16 protein-coding genes and 1 pseudogene are annotated in these 17285 nt (G+C 64.3%); 5 read left to right on the top strand and 12 right to left on the bottom strand.

What is annotated here, in order from left to right:
* Nucleotides 1-50: 50 nt before the first annotated feature.
* From CH283_RS26205 to CH283_RS26150, 12 genes are all read right to left on the bottom strand, one after another.
* Nucleotides 51-674, bottom strand: coding sequence for a TetR/AcrR family transcriptional regulator (locus tag CH283_RS26205; RefSeq protein WP_068046703.1), 624 nt, complete (start codon nt 672-674; stop codon nt 51-53).
* A gap of 42 nt (nt 675-716) precedes the next feature.
* Nucleotides 717-2234 (bottom strand): class I adenylate-forming enzyme family protein, encoded by a 1518-nt coding sequence (locus CH283_RS26200; RefSeq protein WP_094639732.1) that lies wholly within the window; start codon nt 2232-2234, stop codon nt 717-719.
* Nucleotides 2231-3307 carry an NAD(P)-dependent alcohol dehydrogenase gene (locus tag CH283_RS26195; protein ID WP_094639831.1) on the bottom strand — a complete coding sequence of 359 codons (1077 nt, stop codon included), beginning with the start codon at nt 3305-3307 and terminating at the stop codon, nt 2231-2233. Before CH283_RS26195 ends, CH283_RS26200 begins: the two co-directional genes overlap by 4 nt.
* A complete protein-coding gene (locus CH283_RS26190) occupies nt 3307-4065 on the bottom strand; it encodes an SDR family NAD(P)-dependent oxidoreductase (RefSeq protein WP_068046695.1) in 759 nt (252 codons plus the stop codon). Before CH283_RS26190 ends, CH283_RS26195 begins: the two co-directional genes overlap by 1 nt.
* Nucleotides 4066-4108: 43 nt before the next feature.
* Complete coding sequence (locus CH283_RS26185; RefSeq protein WP_094639731.1) at nt 4109-4867, bottom strand: SDR family NAD(P)-dependent oxidoreductase; 759 nt, start codon at nt 4865-4867, stop codon at nt 4109-4111.
* Nucleotides 4864-6066: an acyl-CoA dehydrogenase family protein gene (locus tag CH283_RS26180; RefSeq protein WP_068046689.1), complete on the bottom strand. Its 1203-nt coding sequence runs from the start codon at nt 6064-6066 to the stop codon at nt 4864-4866. The genes CH283_RS26185 and CH283_RS26180 overlap by 4 nt, the downstream gene beginning before the upstream one ends.
* 30 nt (nt 6067-6096) lie before the next feature.
* Nucleotides 6097-7056, bottom strand: a complete 960-nt coding sequence (locus tag CH283_RS26175) for a phosphotransferase family protein (protein ID WP_068046686.1) — start codon at nt 7054-7056, stop codon at nt 6097-6099.
* Nucleotides 7053-8261 carry an acyl-CoA dehydrogenase family protein gene (locus CH283_RS26170; RefSeq protein WP_255183350.1) on the bottom strand — a complete coding sequence of 403 codons (1209 nt, stop codon included), beginning with the start codon at nt 8259-8261 and terminating at the stop codon, nt 7053-7055. Before CH283_RS26170 ends, CH283_RS26175 begins: the two co-directional genes overlap by 4 nt.
* 25 nt (nt 8262-8286) lie before the next feature.
* Nucleotides 8287-9438 carry a thiolase family protein gene (locus CH283_RS26165; protein ID WP_094639730.1) on the bottom strand — a complete coding sequence of 384 codons (1152 nt, stop codon included), beginning with the start codon at nt 9436-9438 and terminating at the stop codon, nt 8287-8289.
* Nucleotides 9435-9824 (bottom strand): Zn-ribbon domain-containing OB-fold protein, encoded by a 390-nt coding sequence (locus tag CH283_RS26160; protein ID WP_094639729.1) that lies wholly within the window; start codon nt 9822-9824, stop codon nt 9435-9437. The genes CH283_RS26165 and CH283_RS26160 overlap by 4 nt, the downstream gene beginning before the upstream one ends.
* Before the next feature lie 48 nt (nt 9825-9872).
* Nucleotides 9873-10661, bottom strand: a complete 789-nt coding sequence (locus tag CH283_RS26155) for an enoyl-CoA hydratase/isomerase family protein (protein ID WP_032366859.1) — start codon at nt 10659-10661, stop codon at nt 9873-9875.
* Nucleotides 10662-10765: 104 nt separating this feature from the next.
* Nucleotides 10766-11899, bottom strand: a complete 1134-nt coding sequence (locus CH283_RS26150) for an acyl-CoA dehydrogenase family protein (protein ID WP_068046675.1) — start codon at nt 11897-11899, stop codon at nt 10766-10768.
* Nucleotides 11900-11990: 91 nt separating this feature from the next.
* Here CH283_RS26150 and CH283_RS26145 point away from each other — a divergent pair.
* From CH283_RS26145 to CH283_RS26125, 5 genes and pseudogenes are all read left to right on the top strand, one after another.
* Nucleotides 11991-12287 (top strand): annotated as a pseudogene (locus tag CH283_RS26145) (nuclear transport factor 2 family protein); the annotation flags it as partial.
* A gap of 69 nt (nt 12288-12356) precedes the next feature.
* Complete coding sequence (locus tag CH283_RS26140) at nt 12357-12734, top strand: hypothetical protein (protein WP_068046924.1); 378 nt, start codon at nt 12357-12359, stop codon at nt 12732-12734.
* A gap of 39 nt (nt 12735-12773) precedes the next feature.
* Nucleotides 12774-13985: an acetyl-CoA C-acetyltransferase gene (locus CH283_RS26135; RefSeq protein WP_068046672.1), complete on the top strand. Its 1212-nt coding sequence runs from the start codon at nt 12774-12776 to the stop codon at nt 13983-13985.
* Nucleotides 13986-14021: 36 nt separating this feature from the next.
* Nucleotides 14022-16214, top strand: coding sequence for a 3-hydroxyacyl-CoA dehydrogenase NAD-binding domain-containing protein (locus CH283_RS26130; protein ID WP_094639728.1), 2193 nt, complete (start codon nt 14022-14024; stop codon nt 16212-16214).
* Nucleotides 16215-16254: 40 nt separating this feature from the next.
* The gene (locus CH283_RS26125; RefSeq protein ID WP_094639829.1) at nt 16255-17274 is read left to right on the top strand and encodes an ABC transporter substrate-binding protein; all 1020 of its coding nucleotides are present in this window, start codon (nt 16255-16257) and stop codon (nt 17272-17274) included.
* The last annotated feature ends 11 nt before the right edge of the window (nt 17275-17285 follow it).

Below are 17285 nucleotides of genomic sequence, written 5' to 3'. Positions count from 1 at the left end.
TGTTCAGTTTTAAAGAGGGTCAAGGTCCGCTGCAGATACAGCTCGCGCTGTTACTTGCGGACCACTCGGATGGCGGCGTCCGTCACCAGTGCAGTGATGTCGTCGATGGTCAGTCGGCCGTCGGGCCGGTACCACCGCCATACGCTGACCACCAGAGCGAGCACCAAACGCGCAGACATCGTCGGATTCGACTCCGCGAACTGGCCCGCCTCGATCCCCCGCACGATCAATGCGGTCCAGTTCTTTTCGATCCGTTGCACGAGTTCACGGCACTCGACCCGTTCGGCCTCTTCCTTCGCGGACTGGCGTTCGGTCGCCAAGAGGTCCATGTGGTTGTGCAGAATGCGACGGGCCAATGCGTCCTGAGGAGATGCCGCCAACGACGCGGCAATCGCCGCGCGCAGTGCATCCTCGGCATGCGTCACGCCGTCGGTGGCCGCCACGAAACGGGCGGCGGAGTCGGCGAGTTCGATGCGCATGATCGTCAGCAAGCAGTGCGCTTTGGATTCGAAGTAGTGATAGAGCGCGGTCTGACCGATACCGACCTCGTCGGCGATGGACGCCCACTTGGTGTGCTCGTATCCCACTTTGCCGAAGTGGTCTATTGCCGCCGTCAGAATGCGCGTTCGCTTGGACCGCGGGCTCTCGCGCCGAACATCGGTTCCTACGGTCATGACTGCCCCTACTGATAGAACGTACAACCCTCCGGTGGGAGTTTACATTTTTCGATGTGAATTCGAGTCAGTTGCGGCCGCAAGCTGTCGAGCCAGCGCCGTCGCATCGGGCCGGGACAGCTTGCCGACACGATTCTGCGGTAAGTCGGCGACGGTGAAGACGTACTCCGGCCACTTCGACTTGGGGAAGTCGTCGTGTGCCAGCTGCGCCGTGACGTCGTCGAGTCCGAGGTCCTCACCACCGGTGACCACGAGAGCTGCTGCGCGCTCCCCCAGCAGATCGTCGGGCACCGGAACGACACACACCTGCACCACGGACTGCAGCGATGCGATGGCCGACTCGACCTCGTTGATGTCGATGTTGCGTCCGCCGCGGATGATGATCTGCTTCTGCCGACCCATCACACGAATCGAACCGTCCGACGCGACCTCCACGAGATCACCGGTCGGAAGGAATCCGTCGGGCGTCAACTCGGGCGGGACCGGAGTCCCGGCTCGGGCGTACCCGACGAACAGCGACGGGCCCTTGACCTGGGCGGCACCGATATCGTCCGCGGGGAGCGGACGGCTGTCCGAGCCGACGGCCCGCACGGTGGTACCGGGAAACGGCCGACCGTCGCGTCCGAGGCGGATCGACGTCGGGTCGTCGAGAGCAGGTGTGGTGTGCCCCAGGCACTCGGACATTCCGAACACCCGTAGGAACGTGGTCTGCAGCCACTGTTCGGCCTTGGCGAGCGCGCGCTCGTTCATCGGTCCGCCGCCGACCGTCATGGCGCGCATCGTGTCCAGCGCGCCTTCGGAGTTCGGTGCGACCGAGAGCTGCAGCGCCATGGTCGGTACCAGCATCGTCCAGGCAATCCGGTGTTCCTTCGCTGCCCGCAGAGCCGCCTCCGGGGACCACTTCCCGATGGCGACCATCGGACCTCCCAGTAGCGCAGGCAGATACATTCCGAAGCAGAATGCGGCAACCGACGACAGCGGAACGAAGGCACCGATCGCCTCACCCGGGCGGAGGCCGACGGCATCGATTGTGGATCGAGCCGCATACCTGATGGCGTCCTCGGATTGCACCACGCACTTCGGCCGGCCGGTCGAACCCGAAGTCATCGCGATCGCATCACCTCCGTTCCATCGGGCGACGGAGGCGAACGGTGCATTCGATGCCCGCACGCGATAAGGGCCGAAGACGGGCTTCTCCACGGGAAATCGGTCGTCGGGCACACCCCAACGACGCAGGGTCTCGGACGTTCCCACGACGACGTCCGGTCGAATGTCCTCGAGTGCCAGCGCGAACTCCGACTCCGTTGCATGCGGGCTGACCACCGCAACCACACCGCCGGCGAGACCGACTGCGAGCGCAGCCGCGACGGTGCCCCAGGTGTTGTCCGCCTGAATCACCACGGTCGGCGGGCTGGGGTCGATACCGCCGAACACGTCGGCGAGGGATGTCGCCGCCTCGACCACGGTCCGGATCGTGTGACTGCCGTCCTCGTCGACGACTGCGACGGCATCGGGGGTCTGTTCGGCGCGGATGACCATCTCGCGAGCAAGCCGTTTCACTGGTGTGACTCTTTCCTGGTACGTGATGCGCTCATGTCGAGAACTGCACGGCCGGTGACGGATCCATCCCGCAACCGGTCGTATGCCGAGATCGCATCGGTGAAGGGGAAGGTGGTGATTTCAGCGCGCAGCAGGCCGTCCTGCGCAAGTGCAACAACGGCTTCCAAATCGGCACGCGTACCCCAGAACGGCGCATCCACTGTCCATCCCGCGGCCAGACCGACGTCCTTCCCGGCTGTCAGTCGACCGCCGGCACTTCCTACCACCACGAGTGACCCACCTGAACGAAGCAAGTCGGCCGCAGGCGCGGTCGTGGTCGGCGCGCCGACGAAGTCGAGGACGAGATCCGCACCGTTCAGTGATTCGACCCGTTGCGCCGCAGCGGAAACGGAATCGTAGAACTTGTGCGCTCCTGAGGACTCGGCCAGGGCACCGGCCTCGGCCTTGGAATCGATCGCGATGATGTGCGGCACGCGCATGGTGCGCAGGATCTGCAGGGCAAGGTGGCCGAGACCGCCGACTCCGATCACGACCACGTTGCTTCGGTCGTCGATCACGGCGGAGTTGGTGCGAATGGCGTGATACGCGGTCAGTGCCGCGTCCGCCAAAGGCGCGGCACCGAGAGGATCGAGATCACCGATCGGAACCAGTACGCGCTCGGACGGCACCAGCATCAGCTCCGCGATGCCGCCCGGGTACCCCAGACCGTTTCCGATGGGGGCCAGCCGACCGTCGGGACGCCGAGCGAGGCTGCGACAGTAGTTCTCTCTGCCCCGCAGGCAGTTCGGGCACGTTCCGCAGCTCCAGATTCCGTGTACGACAACGGCGCGACCGATCCACGAAGGGTCTGCCGACGGTCCCGCCGAGACGACCGTTCCGGCCACTTCGTGCCCCAGAGTCAGCGGCAGGTCGTAGTCGAAAGTCTCTGCGCTCGAGCTCATCACGTGCAGATCGGATCCGCACAATCCGGCGGCATCCACCCGAAGCAGAAGTTCGTGGCCGGTCGGCACCGGGTTCGGCACCTCCCGGAACTCCGGTGCGCTCCCCCACTCGCGGACCTGCACGGCCAACATCAGCGAGCAGTCCATCCGCCGTCGACCACCAAGGTCTGACCGGTCATGTAGGAGCTGGCGTCCGAGGCCAGAAACAGCACGGCACCGTCGATCTCGCCGTCGACGCCGCCGCGTCCGAGCATGGTGTTTCGCCGCACCCACCCTGCGGACTTGTCGTTGGTGAACAGGCCATCGGTCATCTCGGTATCGAACCACCCCGGCACCACGGCGTTGACGCGAACGCCTCGACGACCCCACTGACCGGCGAGTTCACGGGTGAGGCCGAGCGTGCCGGCTTTCGACGCCGCATAACTTGCACCCCCGATGGGAGCCGTCGACACCAGGCCGATCACCGAGGAGATGTTGATGATCGAGGTCGCGGTACCGCTCGGAATCTTGCTCACCGCGTACGTGGCCAGATGGAAACCGGCGACGAGGTTGACGTCGAGGATGGACTGGAAACCGTCCAATGTCTCGTCCTCGGCGTTGGGAGGGCCGGGCTTTCCGGCATTGTTGATCAAGACATCGAGCCGGCCGGATTCTTCGAAGCAACGGTCGACGAGAGCCTTTCGGTCTCCGTCGTCGGTGACGTCGCACCGAACGGGCACGATGGCCGGGATCTCGGCCGACAACGCTTCGAGGCGGTCGAGCCGTCGCGCGGCGGCGTACACCGTGGCTCCTGCCGCGGCTAGAGCCCGGGCGAAACCGAGGCCGAGCCCCGACGAGGCACCGGTGACCACAGCGACGCGACCGGTCAGCGAGAACATGTCCTGGGTCATGTGTCCACTTCCAAACTGATTGTCGGACAATACGAGTGATCGGTCAGTAGACGGAGGTTCGGCCGCCGTCGACCGGGATGATCGCGCCCGTCGTGTACCCGGCGTCGTCCGAGGCGAGATGGGTGATCAATCCGGCGAGCTCGTCGGGCCGCCCCAGCCGCCCGGCCGGGAGCCGATCGACAATCTTGCCGATGAACTCCTCGTCCCAGTTCTCCGACATGTCGGTGGCGAAACCGCCGGGCATCACACAGTTGACGCGCACGGTGGGCGCGTATTCCTGGGCGAACGCGCGGGTCAGCGCATTGAGCCCGTTCTTGGCTGCTGCATACATCGCCTCGGGTGGGCTTGGTCGCTCGGCACCGATGCTCGAAATATTGATGATGGATCCACCTCCCGCAGCCGCCATCCGGTTCCCGGCCACGGCCATCAACCGGAACGGACCCTTGAGATTGACCTCGATCGTCTTGTCCCACAGTCCTTCGGTAACCGACACGAGGTTCTCGGCCAGCGGCGCGATCCCGGCGTTGTTGACGACGATGTCCAGGCCACCGAATCGCGTGATGATGTCGTCGACGGCCGGTTCGATGCTGTCCCAGTGCCCCACGTGCAGCGCGTACGGATGTGCGCTGCCCGGGCCCGAGTCGCTCAGGCTCGCGACTGCACTCTCGCAGGCGTCTAGCTTGCGGCTCGACACGATGACCGTCGCGCCTGCGTCCTTCAGTCCGCGCGCGATCGCCAGACCGAGGCCACGGCTCGCTCCTGTCACCAAGGCGACCTTGCCGCTCAATTTCGGTGTGCTCATGAGTACCTCTTCACCTCGAGTCGGGCGATGGTCCGCAAATGGACTTCGTTGGGGCCGTCGGCAATCTGCAGAGCTCGGGTGATGGCATACAGCCGAGCGAGAATGGTGTCGTTGCTGACTCCGGCCGCGCCGTAGGTCTGCACCGCTCGGTCGACGACCTTGTGGGCCACCTCCATCGCTGCCACTTTGATGGCAGCCACTTCCGAACGGGCCGAGGCATTTCCGGCGGTATCCATCAACCAGGCCGACTTCAACACCAACAACCGGATCTGGTCGATCTCCATGCGGCTGCGGGCAATCCACTCACGCACCACACCTTGATCGGACAACGGTCCGCCGAATGCCTGCCGAACGAGCGAGCGCCGACACATCATCTCCAGAGCGCGCTCGGCCATGCCGATCGCCCGCATGGCGTAGTGCATGCGGCCGGGGCCGAGTCGCCCCTGTGCGATGGCGAATCCGTCACCCTCCTCGCCCAGCATGTTGGCAGCGGGCACGCGCACGTCGGTGAACTGAACTTCGCCGTGCCCAAGACGATCCTGGAACCCGAACATGGGTAGGTCGCGCACTACCTCTACGCCGGGGGCGTCGGCCGGAACCAGAATCATGCTCTGCCGGCGGTAGGTGGAACTGTCCGGATCCGACTTCCCCATGAAGATCATGAGCTTGCAGTCGGGATCGAGAACGCCGGAGGTGTACCACTTTCGGCCGTTGACGACGTACTCGTCCCCGTCGCGAGTGATGGTCGAGGTGATGTTGGTGGCGTCCGAGCTGGCGACATCGGGTTCGGTCATGGCGAACGCAGAGCGAATGGAGCAGTCCAACAGCGGCTTCAGCCACTGCTCCTTCTGCGCCTCCGTGCCGTACATGGCCAGAATTTCCATGTTGCCGGTATCGGGTGCGGAGCAGTTGATCGCCTCGTTCCCGATGATGGAACGGCCCACGATCTCGGCGAGCGGCGCATATTCGAGATTGGTCAGCCCGGCACCGAGGTCGTCGTGGGTCATGAACAGGTTCCACAGCCCCAGATCGCGAGCGCGTGCCTGCAGATCCCGCATGATCTGCGGTTGCTCGTGCGGATTGTCGTTCGCGGCGATCTGAGCGTCGTAGACACTCTCGGCCGGGTAGACGTGATCGTTCATGAATGTCTCGAGCGTGGCCGACAATTCGGCCGTCCGCTGTGAGTAGGAAAAGTCCACTTCCGTGTGCTCCTGTCGAGTGATGGTGCGTCAGCGCGCGAGCAATGCGGTGCCGGTGTCGATCAACCTGCGGATGGTCGCGGGCAGCTTTTCCTGATCCGGGTCGATGTGCCGCCCCTCGCGGTGCCGACGCAGGTTGTGGCCCATGATCGCCGCCATCTTCAGCCGTCCCAGGGCGTCGAACCAGGTCATGTCCGGCAGCGCCGGACCGCTTCCGGTATAGCAGGCGATCAGTTCGTCGGTACTGGGCAGACCGGGCACGTCGCGGCCGACACCGGGAAAATTGGTGCCGTCGGCGAAGACGAGAAACCATCCCAATTCGACGCGTGGATCACCTGCGCTCCAGATCTCCCAGTCGATCAGAGCCGCCGGCTCGAGACCGTCGGAAATGATGTTTCCCAACCGATAGTCCCCGTGGACGAGTGTGGGTGTGATCGCGGTCGGAATGTCTCGGCGGAGCAGTCGAACCAGCTCGTCGGCACCCTCGACGAGTTCCACCGGAACCGCAGCGAGCGTTTTGGACCATCGGTCCAATTCGTCTGCCGGCGAGAGAGTGTCGCCCGTATCGGGAATGCGCTCGAGCGGCACGGCATGCAATGCCGGCAGCACCTCTGCGGCTCGCCGCATGCGAGCGGCAGCGATGCTCGATTCCACCTCGGGGTCGTCCAGGACCGGTTCGAGTGATTCACCGACGACGAGTTCCATCGCGAACCACGCCGGCTCCTGCTCGTCGACCGCCACGATTGCCGGTACCGGCACGTCTGTGTCGGCGAGCGCACGCAGAATGGATGCCTGCCGGAGCATGTCGTGCCGCCCGACCGAACGCTGACCCTCCGGGACGGCCTTGACGACGAAGTCGCCGTCGGACGTTCCCACTCGATACGTCAATCCGGAATGGCCGCCGAGGAGCGGTTCGAATGTACTGACGGTGACGCCCAATTCGGCATGCAGCGCGGCGGTCACACGAGTGCGCAGTGAGGATTCGGTCACGGTCGTGGCTCTCTCGGCAGACCGAGCACACGCTCGGCGATGATGTTGTGCTGAATCTCGTCGGTACCGCCGGCAATTCGATATCCCGGGGCCCCGAGTAGGTGCTCGGACCACGCGAACGTGCCCCACCCTCCCGAGTCGGACGTCAGTTCACGCCCGAGCAGCAAGCGCGCGACTTCGGAGGTCCTGGCCATCGTGTCGGTGGCCAGCAGCTTTCCCAACGATGCTTCCGGACCTGGATCGTTGCCGGCGATGACGGCACCGGCCACTCTCATGTTGCCGATTCGCTGCACGAAACTACGTGTCACCAGATCGGCCACGGCGTCGCGCTCGATCTCGGTCAGCTCGCGGCCGAGGTTCTGGGCAAGGGCCACAGCGCGATCCGCGTTCGCCAGGCCGAGGTTTCCGCCGTCGAGACGTTCGGCCGCGAGCACTGTCAGTGCGACCTGCCAGCCCTTGCCGACCGGACCCAGCCGGTAGTCGTCGCTCAGGTGCACGCCGTCGAGATACACCTCGTTGAACGAGCTTCCCCCTGTCATCTGACGAATGGGGCGTACGTCCACCCCCGGCGCGTCCATCGGGATCAGGAACATGGTCAGACCGGCGTGCTTGGCGACGGTGGAGTCGCTGCGGCACAGAGCGACTCCGTAGTCCGCGACCCGCGCCCCCGACGTCCACACCTTGTGCCCGTCGATCGTCCATGAGCCGTCGTCGGCCTGCGCCGCTCGTGTCCGTACCGCCGCGAGGTCGGAACCGGCCTCGGTTTCGGAGAACAACTGACATGCAATGACGTCGGCACGAAGCATCGCGCGGACGAACCTCGTCCGCTGCGGTTCGGTGCCCCACTGCGCGATGGTGGGTGCCACCAACTGCTGAGTGACAGAGAACATCTCGGTCCTCTTCGGCACGTCGAACATGTCCTCGACGCGTTTGAATGCCAGTACGTACGACAGTGGCAGATCGCGACCGCCGTACTCGATCGGTGAGTTCAACGCGCCCCACCCGGCATCGAACTTCGACTGCTCGTACGCAGCGATTTCGTCGGTGTGCGCCTGCTCTTCCTCCGCGGTCCAGTTCTCGAACACGGCTACCGTGTCGGGACCGACGCCCCAGATGGAGTCTGTTCGCGGTGCTGCAACGGTTTTCAACCACTCCGTTGCCTGGTCGGTGAATTCACCGATGTCCGAAATCGTTCCTTGTGTCACTGTATTGCCTCGGGTTCGTGTCGTGTCAGACTGTCAGCACGGTGCAGGCGCTGATGCCCGGTGCGCCGTACACGTGGGTGAAGCCCACTCGCGGATTGCCGGGCACCTGGCGTTCGCCGGCCTCGCCACGTAACTGAGTGACGATCTCGTGCACCTGGCGGAGACCGGAGGCCCCGATGGGTTCTCCGTTCGCGATGCATCCACCGTCGGTGTTGATCGGCAGTCGCCCACCGATGTCGGTTTCCCCCGCCGCGATCAGGGCTTCCTGCTCGCCGGGCTCACAGAACCCACATTCGGCCATGTGCATGATTTCGGCACCGCTCTCGGTGTCCTGAAGCTGCGCGACGTCTACGTCCTGCGGGGTGATACCGGCCTGCTCGAAGGCTGCGCGTGCAGCGTCGGCGCTCACACTCGTCGGCTCGCCCTCACCTTGGATGGACGGACTGAACACCTCGAAGGATCCGAACCGGCGGGTCCGGTGGGTGATGGCGGCGAGCTTGATCGGACGACCACCCGCACGCTCGACGTATTCCTCGCTGGCAACGACGATCGCTGCTGCCCCCTCACCCGGCGAGCAGAACATGTAACGGGTGAGCGGATCGTTGACCATGTCGGCTTCGGCGATGGTCGTGGCATCCATTGCTTCCCGACGCCAGGCATTGGGGTTCAGAACTCCGTTGCGGTAGGCCTTTTCGGCGACCAGGGCCAGCGTCCGACTCGAGATGTCGTGTCGCCGCATGTACCTGGAGATCTTGGCACCGAAGAACTGAGTGGTCACCATCAAGCCGGCCTCGCCGTAGCCGTCGGGTAGTCCCCATTCGGCCGGTCGTGGATCGAAAGCGCCGCGCGGATGTTTGTCGAAACCCACCGCCAAGGCGACGTCCGCGGAGCCCGAACGCACCGCGTTGACGGCCGAGAACAACGCGCTTCCGCCTGTTGCGCAACCGTTCTTGACGTTGGTGAACGGGATACCGGTGAACCCGAGTTCGGCGACGAGAGTATCGGCGAGACCCGAGCCGTCGCTACCACCGAACGCGACCTGCACATCCGGCCAGGCCAGACCGGCATCGCGCAACGCGCTGCCGATCGCGGTGACGGCCATCTGACGACCGGACACTCCTGGCTGGCGTCCGAATTTGGACAGACCGGCACCGATGATCGAGACATTCTGTGTCACTGCGTCATTCCTGTCGATTCCGGTCGCGGACCGAGTGTGTCGACCGCGAATCGGGGCACCGGCACGGTGGACGTCAGACGCACCGGTGCCCCATCCAGTTCGTCGAAGCTCTCGCAGTCGATGATCGCTTCGATCTTGATGCCCTCGGGCAGTTCCACGTAGCCGACTGCGAAGGGCACGAACCCTCCGACCGGTGGCACGTAGGGAGGAGACTTGGGCGCGAAACGCTGAATCGTGTAGGCCCACAGTTTGCCTCGCGTACTCAACGTGATGTTCTCCGCAGTGGGTGTGGCGCACCTGCTGCACATCGCACTCGCGGGGAAAGCCACGGTACAGCACACAGTGCACCTGCTGCCCTCGAGTGCGACGGCCGTTGCCTGCTCCATTGATGCTGCCTTTCGGGCTGTTCGGTCAGAACGCGGACGTGGTGCGGATCAGCGCCCGACCCACTTGGGCTCACGCTTCTCGAGGAATGCGGTGACGCCCTCCTTGCCGTCCTCGGACTGCAGAGCATTGCCGACTGCGAGATGCTCCATGACCATGAGCGACTGGATGTCTGCATCCAGACCGCGGTCGATGCACATCTTGGTCAGCTTCATCATGAACGGGCTCTTGTCAGTGAGGTTCCCGATGAACTCGTCGACGGTCTTGTCGAGGTCTTCGGCCGGCGCGGACGCATTGATCAGGTCGAAGTCGACGGCCTCGGTGCCCGAGAGCAGCTTGCCGGTCAGCATGAGTTCCTTGGTCTTCCGGATGCCGATCATGCGGGGCAGGCGGTAGATCGGGCCGGCACCACCGAACAATGCACGGCGGATGTGGAAGTCGCCGATTCTTGCGTCGTCCGCCGCGATAGCGAAGTCGCACGAGATCATCAGTTCGAATCCACCGGCGGTGACGTAACCCTCGAGCACCGCAACGGAGGGAGTGTTCATGGAGTACAGACGATCGCACACCTTCGCCGACAGGACGGCGACGTCCATTGCGGTAGTAGTGCCGATGAAGTCCGACAGCAATTCGTCGAGGTCGAAGCCCGAGCAGAAGGTGTTGTTGACTCCGCGGAGCACGAGAACCTTGAGGTTCGGATCGTTGTCCACCTCGACGATGATCTCGTCCAGACGATGCAGCAGCTCTACTGTGACAGCGTTCTTCTTGTGCGGGCGGTTGAGCCAGACGCGAGCGACGTCGCCGTCCTTCTCCAACAGAATGTGGTCGGTGTCGATCATGTGACAGCCTTTCGAGAGTGTGCAATTTGAACTGGATTCACTTCAGTATTGATCATCGAGGCGATGGCGTCAATAGCCGATCCCCGGCGACCCCAGCAATCGGTCTACACGGCAAGAAAATCGGCGATCCGCGCCCGATGTGCCCGCGAATCCCCCTGCAGCGCTTCGTTTCCCAGAACTCGGCGGAAGTAACTGTGTGCAGCGTGCTCCCACGTGAACCCCACTCCCCCGTGCAGTTGCACAGCCTCGTAGGCCACGTGCACCGCGGCGTCGCCACACACAGCACCCGCGACGGCAATCGCCAGACGGGCCTCGTCGGGATCCTCGTCGTGCACCGCAGCGGCATACCGGGCGGCCGATCTGGCCCGCTCGAGTTCGATCAACATGTCTGCCAACCGGTGTTTGATCGCCTGGAACGAACCGATGGGACGGCCGAACTGATGACGCGTCTCGACGTGATCGAGAGTCATCTGCAGTAGGGCGTCGGCGATACCGGTGTTCTCGCACGCGAGCGCCAGAGTCGCCACGTCCTGTATCCGCGCGATTGCGTCGCCGGCCTTCTCGGCCGGCACCAGAAGCGTCGCCGGGGCGCGGTCGAACGAAACGTCCGCTTGTCGCCTTGTGGAGTCGACGACGCGTCGATCATGCAGCGCGGAAAAGCTTTTCGCAGACACGCCGAAGAGTGCGACGCCGTCCGGGCATCGGGCACTGACGACCACGAGATCGGCTGCTCCACCTCCGACGACGAACCGCACCTGTCCGCTCAGGACCCACCCGTCGTCGGTCCGGTCGGCATCGACGTCGTCGGACTCGGCGGTCAGTGCGCTCACTGCGGCAACCGTGGTGCCGCCGAGAACTCCCTCGAGCAGGTTTGAGTTACCCGCCTCCATCATGGCGCGAACGCCGACGGCCGCATGCTGATAGACGGGTTCGACAACCAGAGCGCGACCACATTCCTCCAGAACGATGCCGAGCTCGACCATGCCGTAGCCGAGTCCACCCGACTCCTCCGGAACAGCCATGGCGGTTACGGACATGTCGTCGACCAGGCGTTTCCACAGTTCGACCGAGTAGCCAGGGGCAGAGTCCGCAGCGGCGCGCACCTGCTCGATCGTCGAGTACTTGGCGAGCACGCCACGGATGGTCTCGCGTATCTCGGCCTGCTCGCTGCCGGGCGTCAGCGCCGGCGGCTCCGAACGAGGCCAGGGGACTTGTGCGTCGCGGTGAGATGAGGTCATGTCGCTCCACTCGAGTTGAATTCAATTCTTGTACGAACTCTAACGGGTGAAACGCTCGACAAACAGGGTTTGCCTGAACTAAGTTCAATTCATGCCATTGGAGATTGTGGAGTATTACGCCACCCTGGACGCCGGGCACCTGGACGAGGCGGTTGCGATGCTCGCCGAGGACGTCGCCTTCTCGATGATCCTGCCGGGCGGGGCCAATCGAAAGACCGGACGGGCCGCCATGCTCGAATACCTGGCGGGTCGGCCTCCCGTCGACCGAAAGCACCGAGTTCTCCGATCGTCCGTCGACCACGACCTGCAATTCGTACACGGCGCGGTGACCGAGGGCGATCGGACCACGGGCTATTTCGTCGGGGTCATGCACATGCGCTCGGACGGCCTGATCGACCGGTACCAGGTCTCGTTCGATGCCGAATTCGCCCTCCTCGATACCGATGAAGGATCGTCGATGAACTCGAACATGCAACCGACGCCGACTCTCCAGCGCTGGTTCGAGTACATGGATTCCGACGACCCGGATCGGGTCCTGACCATGATCTCGGCGGACTTCCGTATGTCCGTGCAGTTTTCCAAGGGACACGGCGAGGCAGCCGAGTTCGTGGGCGACCGCGACGGGCTCGTCGCCTACCTCCAGCAACGCGAGAAGAGCACCCTGATTCATCATCTCGATCGCGGCGCGTCGGTCGACGGCACCGAGATGGTGCTGGGACGGACCACCCGCGACGGAGCCTTCGAGGCGTCGTTCAACGCCTCGGCCCAACTCGACGACAACGGGCACGTCCGACGGTTGCTCATCGCCCGCACGCCGGAATTGGCGTTCGACTAGGAGCCGATCGGCTCGCGAAACAGAGAAGAAAAGAGCGAGATGCCTGAGCAAGCACTGATTTTCGAGGCCATTCGTACCCCGAGAGGCAAGGGGCGCAACGGATCGCTGCACGGCACCAAGCCGGTGGACCTCGTCGCGGGGTTGATCACCGAGCTCCGGGCTCGATTCCCCGATATGGATCCATCCGACATCGACGACGTCATCCTCGGCGTCGTCTCTCCTGTCGGAGAACAGGGCGCGGTCATCTCGCGCGCAGCCGCATTGGTGGCGGGCCTCCCGGAATCGGTCCCCGGCACCCAGATCAATCGTTTTTGCGCGTCCGGGCTCGAAGCGACCAACCTGGCCGCCCAGAAGATCGCGTCCGGCTGGGACGATCTGGTGATCGCCGGCGGCGTCGAGTCGATGTCTCGGGTACCGATGGGCAGCGACGGCGGTGCCCTGTTCACCGACCCGGCCACCGCATACGACCTCTACATCGTTCCGCAGGGAATCGGTGCCGACCTGATCGCTACGGTCGAGGGTTTCTCTCGTCACGACGTCGACACCTACGCGGCGGAGTCCCAACGACGCGCCGAGGCCGCCTGGAGTGCAGGCTATTTCAAGAAGTCCGTCGTTCCGGTCGAGGACTTCAACGGCGTCACCCTGCTCGACCACGACGAGCACCGGCGCCCGGGAACCACCACCGGCAGCCTGGGCACATTGAAGCCGGCCTTCGCCGCGCTGGGCAAAGCCGCGGGTTTCGACGACGTAGCGCTGCAGAAGTACGTCGATGTCGAACGCATCGATCATGTTCACACCGGCGGTAATTCGTCGGGGATCGTCGATGGTGCCGCCCTGGTTCTCATCGGTAGCGACGCGGCCGGAGCACGCGCAGGCCTGGTTCCCCGTGGCCGCATCGTGGCCACCGCTCAGGTCGGCAGCGAACCGACGATCATGCTCACCGGTCCGACCCCGGCCACGGTGGCCGTGTTGAAGCGAGCGGGCCTGACCGTGGACGACATCGACGTGTTCGAGCTGAACGAGGCATTCGCCTCCGTGGTGCTCAAGTGGATGAAGGACCTCGACATCCCGCACGAGAAGACCAACGTCAACGGCGGAGCGATTGCGATGGGCCACCCGCTCGGGGCCACCGGCGCAATTCTGGTGGGCACCGTGCTTGACGAACTGGAACGAACCGGTGGCCGCTACGGCCTGATCACCCTGTGCATCGGCGGCGGCATGGGTGTTGCCACCGTCATCGAACGCCTCTGAACTGCCCATCGTCGACACAGAGAAATACGAGAAACCATGAGCGAGAACATGATCGGATGGGAACGCGGTTCCGACGGCATCGTCGTACTCACGATGGACGACGCAGGCAAGAGCGCGAACACGATGAACGATACGTACATCGCGTCGATGGCCGCCACTGTCGAGCGGCTCGAAGCCGAGAAGGACGACATCACCGGCGTCGTGATCACCTCGGCCAAGAAGTCGTTCTTCGCGGGCGGCGATCTGGGCGACATGACGGCCGACCCCGGCGATGCAGACAAGCGCGACGTCGCACGTGCCTTGACCGAACGGATCGACGGGATCAAGGGCGTTCTGCGACGGCTCGAGACTCTCGGTCGCCCCGTGGTGGCCGCGATCAACGGCGCAGCTCTCGGCGGCGGCTTCGAGATTGCGTTGCACACCCATCACCGCATCGCAGCGGACCTGCCGGGCACCCGAATCGGTCTCCCCGAGGCCACGCTCGGATTGTTGCCCGGGGGCGGCGGGATCGTCAGAACGATCCGGCTGATGGGAATCGATGCCGCCCTGGCGAAGGTATTGACGAAAGGCCAGCAGCACTCGGTGGCCGACGCGACGAAGCTCGGGCTGATCGACGCCACCGTTGCCGGTGTGGACGAGTTGATTCCGGCGGCGAAGGCGTGGATCGCCGAGAACCCGTCGGCTGTGCAGCCGTGGGACGTCAAGGGTTTCGAGATTCCCGGTGGTGGACCGACCGATCCTGCCGTTGCTCAGAATCTGCTGGCCGCAACGGCATTGCTGCGTAAGCAGCTCAAGGGCGCACCCGCCCCGGCACCGAGGGCGATACTCGCCGCCGCAGCGGAGTGCGCGTCGGTCGACGTAGACACCGCGGATCGCATCGAGACCCGCTACTTCGTCTCTCTGATGACCGATCGAGTCGCACAGAACATGATTCGTGCGTTCTTCTTCGACATGCAGACCATCCGACGCGGCACGTCACGCCCGGCCGGCCACGACACGTTCACCGCCCGTACCGTAGCGGTCGTCGGGGCAGGAATGATGGGTGCCGCCATCGCCTACGTGTGCGCCAGGGCCGGTATCGAGGTCGTACTGAAAGACCTCGACCAGGCCGCTGCTGACCGCGGAAAACTCTACGCCGAGAAGCTCGAAGCGAAAGCCCTCGAGCGGGGGTCGACGACGGCCGAGAGGTCGGCGGCACTGCTCGACCGGATCCGGCCGACCGCGGACGCGGCCGACTGCGCCGCAGCCGATCTCGTGATCGAAGCGGCATTCGAATCCGTGGACGTCAAAAATCGGGTGTTCGGGGAGCTCGACGGTATCGTTCCCGCCGATATCGTCCTCGGCTCCAACACCTCCCAGCTTCCCATTTCGATCTTGGCCGACGGCGTCGTCCGACCCGAGAATTTCATCGGAATCCACTTCTTCTCCCCTGCCGACAAGATGCCCCTGGTCGAAATCATCCGTGGCCGAGAGACTTCGGACTCGACAGTGGCCAAGGTCGTCGATTTCGTGTTCCGGATCGGCAAGACCCCCATCGTCGTCAACGACAGTCGTGGGTTCTTCACCTCACGGGTGATCGGCGCGTTCCTCGACGAAGCGATGGCCGCGGTCGGCGAGGGCGTCAACCCGGTATTCATCGAGCAAGCGGGTGCGCAGGCCGGCTACCCCGCCCCACCTCTGCAGTTGATGGACCAAGTGACTTTGTCTCTGTCGCAGAGGATCCGCAAGGAGAACGAACGCGCGCTGGCGAGCGAAGGCAAGCCGCCTCGCCGACACGGCTCGGATGCGGTGATGGACAAGATGGTCGGAGAACTCGATCGTCCCGGGCGTGCCGGCGGCGGCGGTTTCTACAGCTACGACGAATCGGGCACGAGAACCGGGATCTGGCCGGGCGTACGCACGTCTTTCGATTCGGGTTCGACTCGAATTCCTTTCGTGGACATGCAGGAACGGATGCTGTTCGCCGAGGCGATCGAGGCGGTCAAATGCCTCGACGAAGGTGTGTTGACGAGCGTGGCCGATGCGAACATCGGGTCGCTGCTGGGTATCGGATTCCCGTCGTGGACCGGGGGCGTCATCCAGTACATCGATCAATACGACGGCGGGCTGCCCGGCTTCGTCGACCGAGCACGAGAATTGGCCTCGAAGTACGGGGCTCACTTCGAGCCACCCCAGTCTCTGGTGAACAGAGCAACGCGCGGAGAGCGTGTCCATACACTCGCGTCCTGAACGAAGAGAGAATGCTGTGAACGCACTACGTCGATCGGTGATGTCCGTCGGAATTGCCGCAGTGACTCTCGTTGCTGCGGCGTGCGGGCAATCCTCGCAGGAAGCCGAATCCGGACCGGTACAGGGCACATGGGACGACGTTGTGGCCGCGGCCGGTGCCGAAGGGACCGTGCACCTGTACTCCAGTCAGCATCCCGAGAACCTCGCGACACTGGAGACCGCTTTCGAGTCGAAGTATCCCGACATCGATCTCGAGTTCACGCGCGGCAGTGACGTCGAGCTCAACCCGCGGGTGGAGACCGAAGCCCGGACCGGTCGTGGAACGGCCGACGTACACATGTCGACCGATCCCGCGTGGATCGCGACTGCGTCCGAATCGGGCACCTACTCGACAACGATAGTCGGGCCGGCCTTCGACGACTCGGCGTACGCTCGGTCGACCAGCGTGCTGAACGATACGTTCTTCCTCACCAGCGCAGCAATATTTGCGCTCGGGTGGAACACCGATGCAGTTCCTGCCGGGCTTTCCTCCCCGCAGGACCTGTTGGATCCGGCGTTGAAAGGCCGGATCGGCGTCGTGAATCCTGCCGGGTTCGCCGCCGTTGTCGACGAGTACCGATTCTTCGACGAGAACTGGACCGGTGGCGGTTTCCTGGACAAGCTCGCTGCGCAGGAACCTCGGGTCTACCCGGGCGCGCTGGCCGTCGCTCAGGCATTGAGCTCCGGTGAGATCGCCGCATCGCCGATGGTGCCGCCACTGGTCCGGGAGAAGGACGCAGGCGCACCCGTCGAGTGGACACTTCCCGATCCGGCGTGGGGTGCGCCGTACTACTCCCACGTGTTGTCCTCGGCTCCGCATCCCAATGCCGCACAAGTGCTGGCCGACTTCATGGTGTCGGCCGACGGGCAGCGCGCTCTGTCGAAAGGCTACGGCAGCGCCTTGCCCGACATCGAGAACTCGGTCGCGTCGGCCCAGAACATCCCGCAGCCCGATACGGATTCACTGACGCCCGAGAAGGTCTCGCAGTTCCAACAGGAGTGGGAAAGCAAGTTCAACTGAAATCTCGGACT

This window comes from Rhodococcus sp. 05-2254-2 (assembly GCF_002259095.1).
Classification (GTDB): Bacteria; Actinomycetota; Actinomycetes; order Mycobacteriales; family Mycobacteriaceae; genus Rhodococcoides.
The sequence above is the reverse complement of the archived record's forward strand: the minus strand, read 5'-3'. Positions and strand labels throughout refer to the sequence as shown.

Excerpts from the sequence above, each read along its gene's own strand:
- CH283_RS26125 (WP_094639829.1), top strand. The coding sequence starts at position 16,255 with ATGTCCGTCGGAATTGCCGCAGTGACTCTCGTTGCTGCGGCGTGCGGG.
- CH283_RS26155 (WP_032366859.1), bottom strand. The coding sequence starts at position 10,661 with ATGATCGACACCGACCACATTCTGTTGGAGAAGGACGGCGACGTCGCT.
- CH283_RS26140 (WP_068046924.1), top strand. The coding sequence starts at position 12,357 with ATGAACTCGAACATGCAACCGACGCCGACTCTCCAGCGCTGGTTCGAG.
- CH283_RS26205 (WP_068046703.1), bottom strand. The coding sequence starts at position 674 with ATGACCGTAGGAACCGATGTTCGGCGCGAGAGCCCGCGGTCCAAGCGA.
- CH283_RS26150 (WP_068046675.1), bottom strand. The coding sequence starts at position 11,899 with ATGACCTCATCTCACCGCGACGCACAAGTCCCCTGGCCTCGTTCGGAG.
- CH283_RS26185 (WP_094639731.1), bottom strand. The coding sequence starts at position 4,867 with ATGAGCACACCGAAATTGAGCGGCAAGGTCGCCTTGGTGACAGGAGCG.
- CH283_RS26130 (WP_094639728.1), top strand. The coding sequence starts at position 14,022 with ATGAGCGAGAACATGATCGGATGGGAACGCGGTTCCGACGGCATCGTC.
- CH283_RS26135 (WP_068046672.1), top strand. The coding sequence starts at position 12,774 with ATGCCTGAGCAAGCACTGATTTTCGAGGCCATTCGTACCCCGAGAGGC.
- CH283_RS26195 (WP_094639831.1), bottom strand. The coding sequence starts at position 3,307 with ATGTTGGCCGTGCAGGTCCGCGAGTGGGGGAGCGCACCGGAGTTCCGG.
- CH283_RS26190 (WP_068046695.1), bottom strand. The coding sequence starts at position 4,065 with ATGACCCAGGACATGTTCTCGCTGACCGGTCGCGTCGCTGTGGTCACC.
- CH283_RS26160 (WP_094639729.1), bottom strand. The coding sequence starts at position 9,824 with ATGGAGCAGGCAACGGCCGTCGCACTCGAGGGCAGCAGGTGCACTGTG.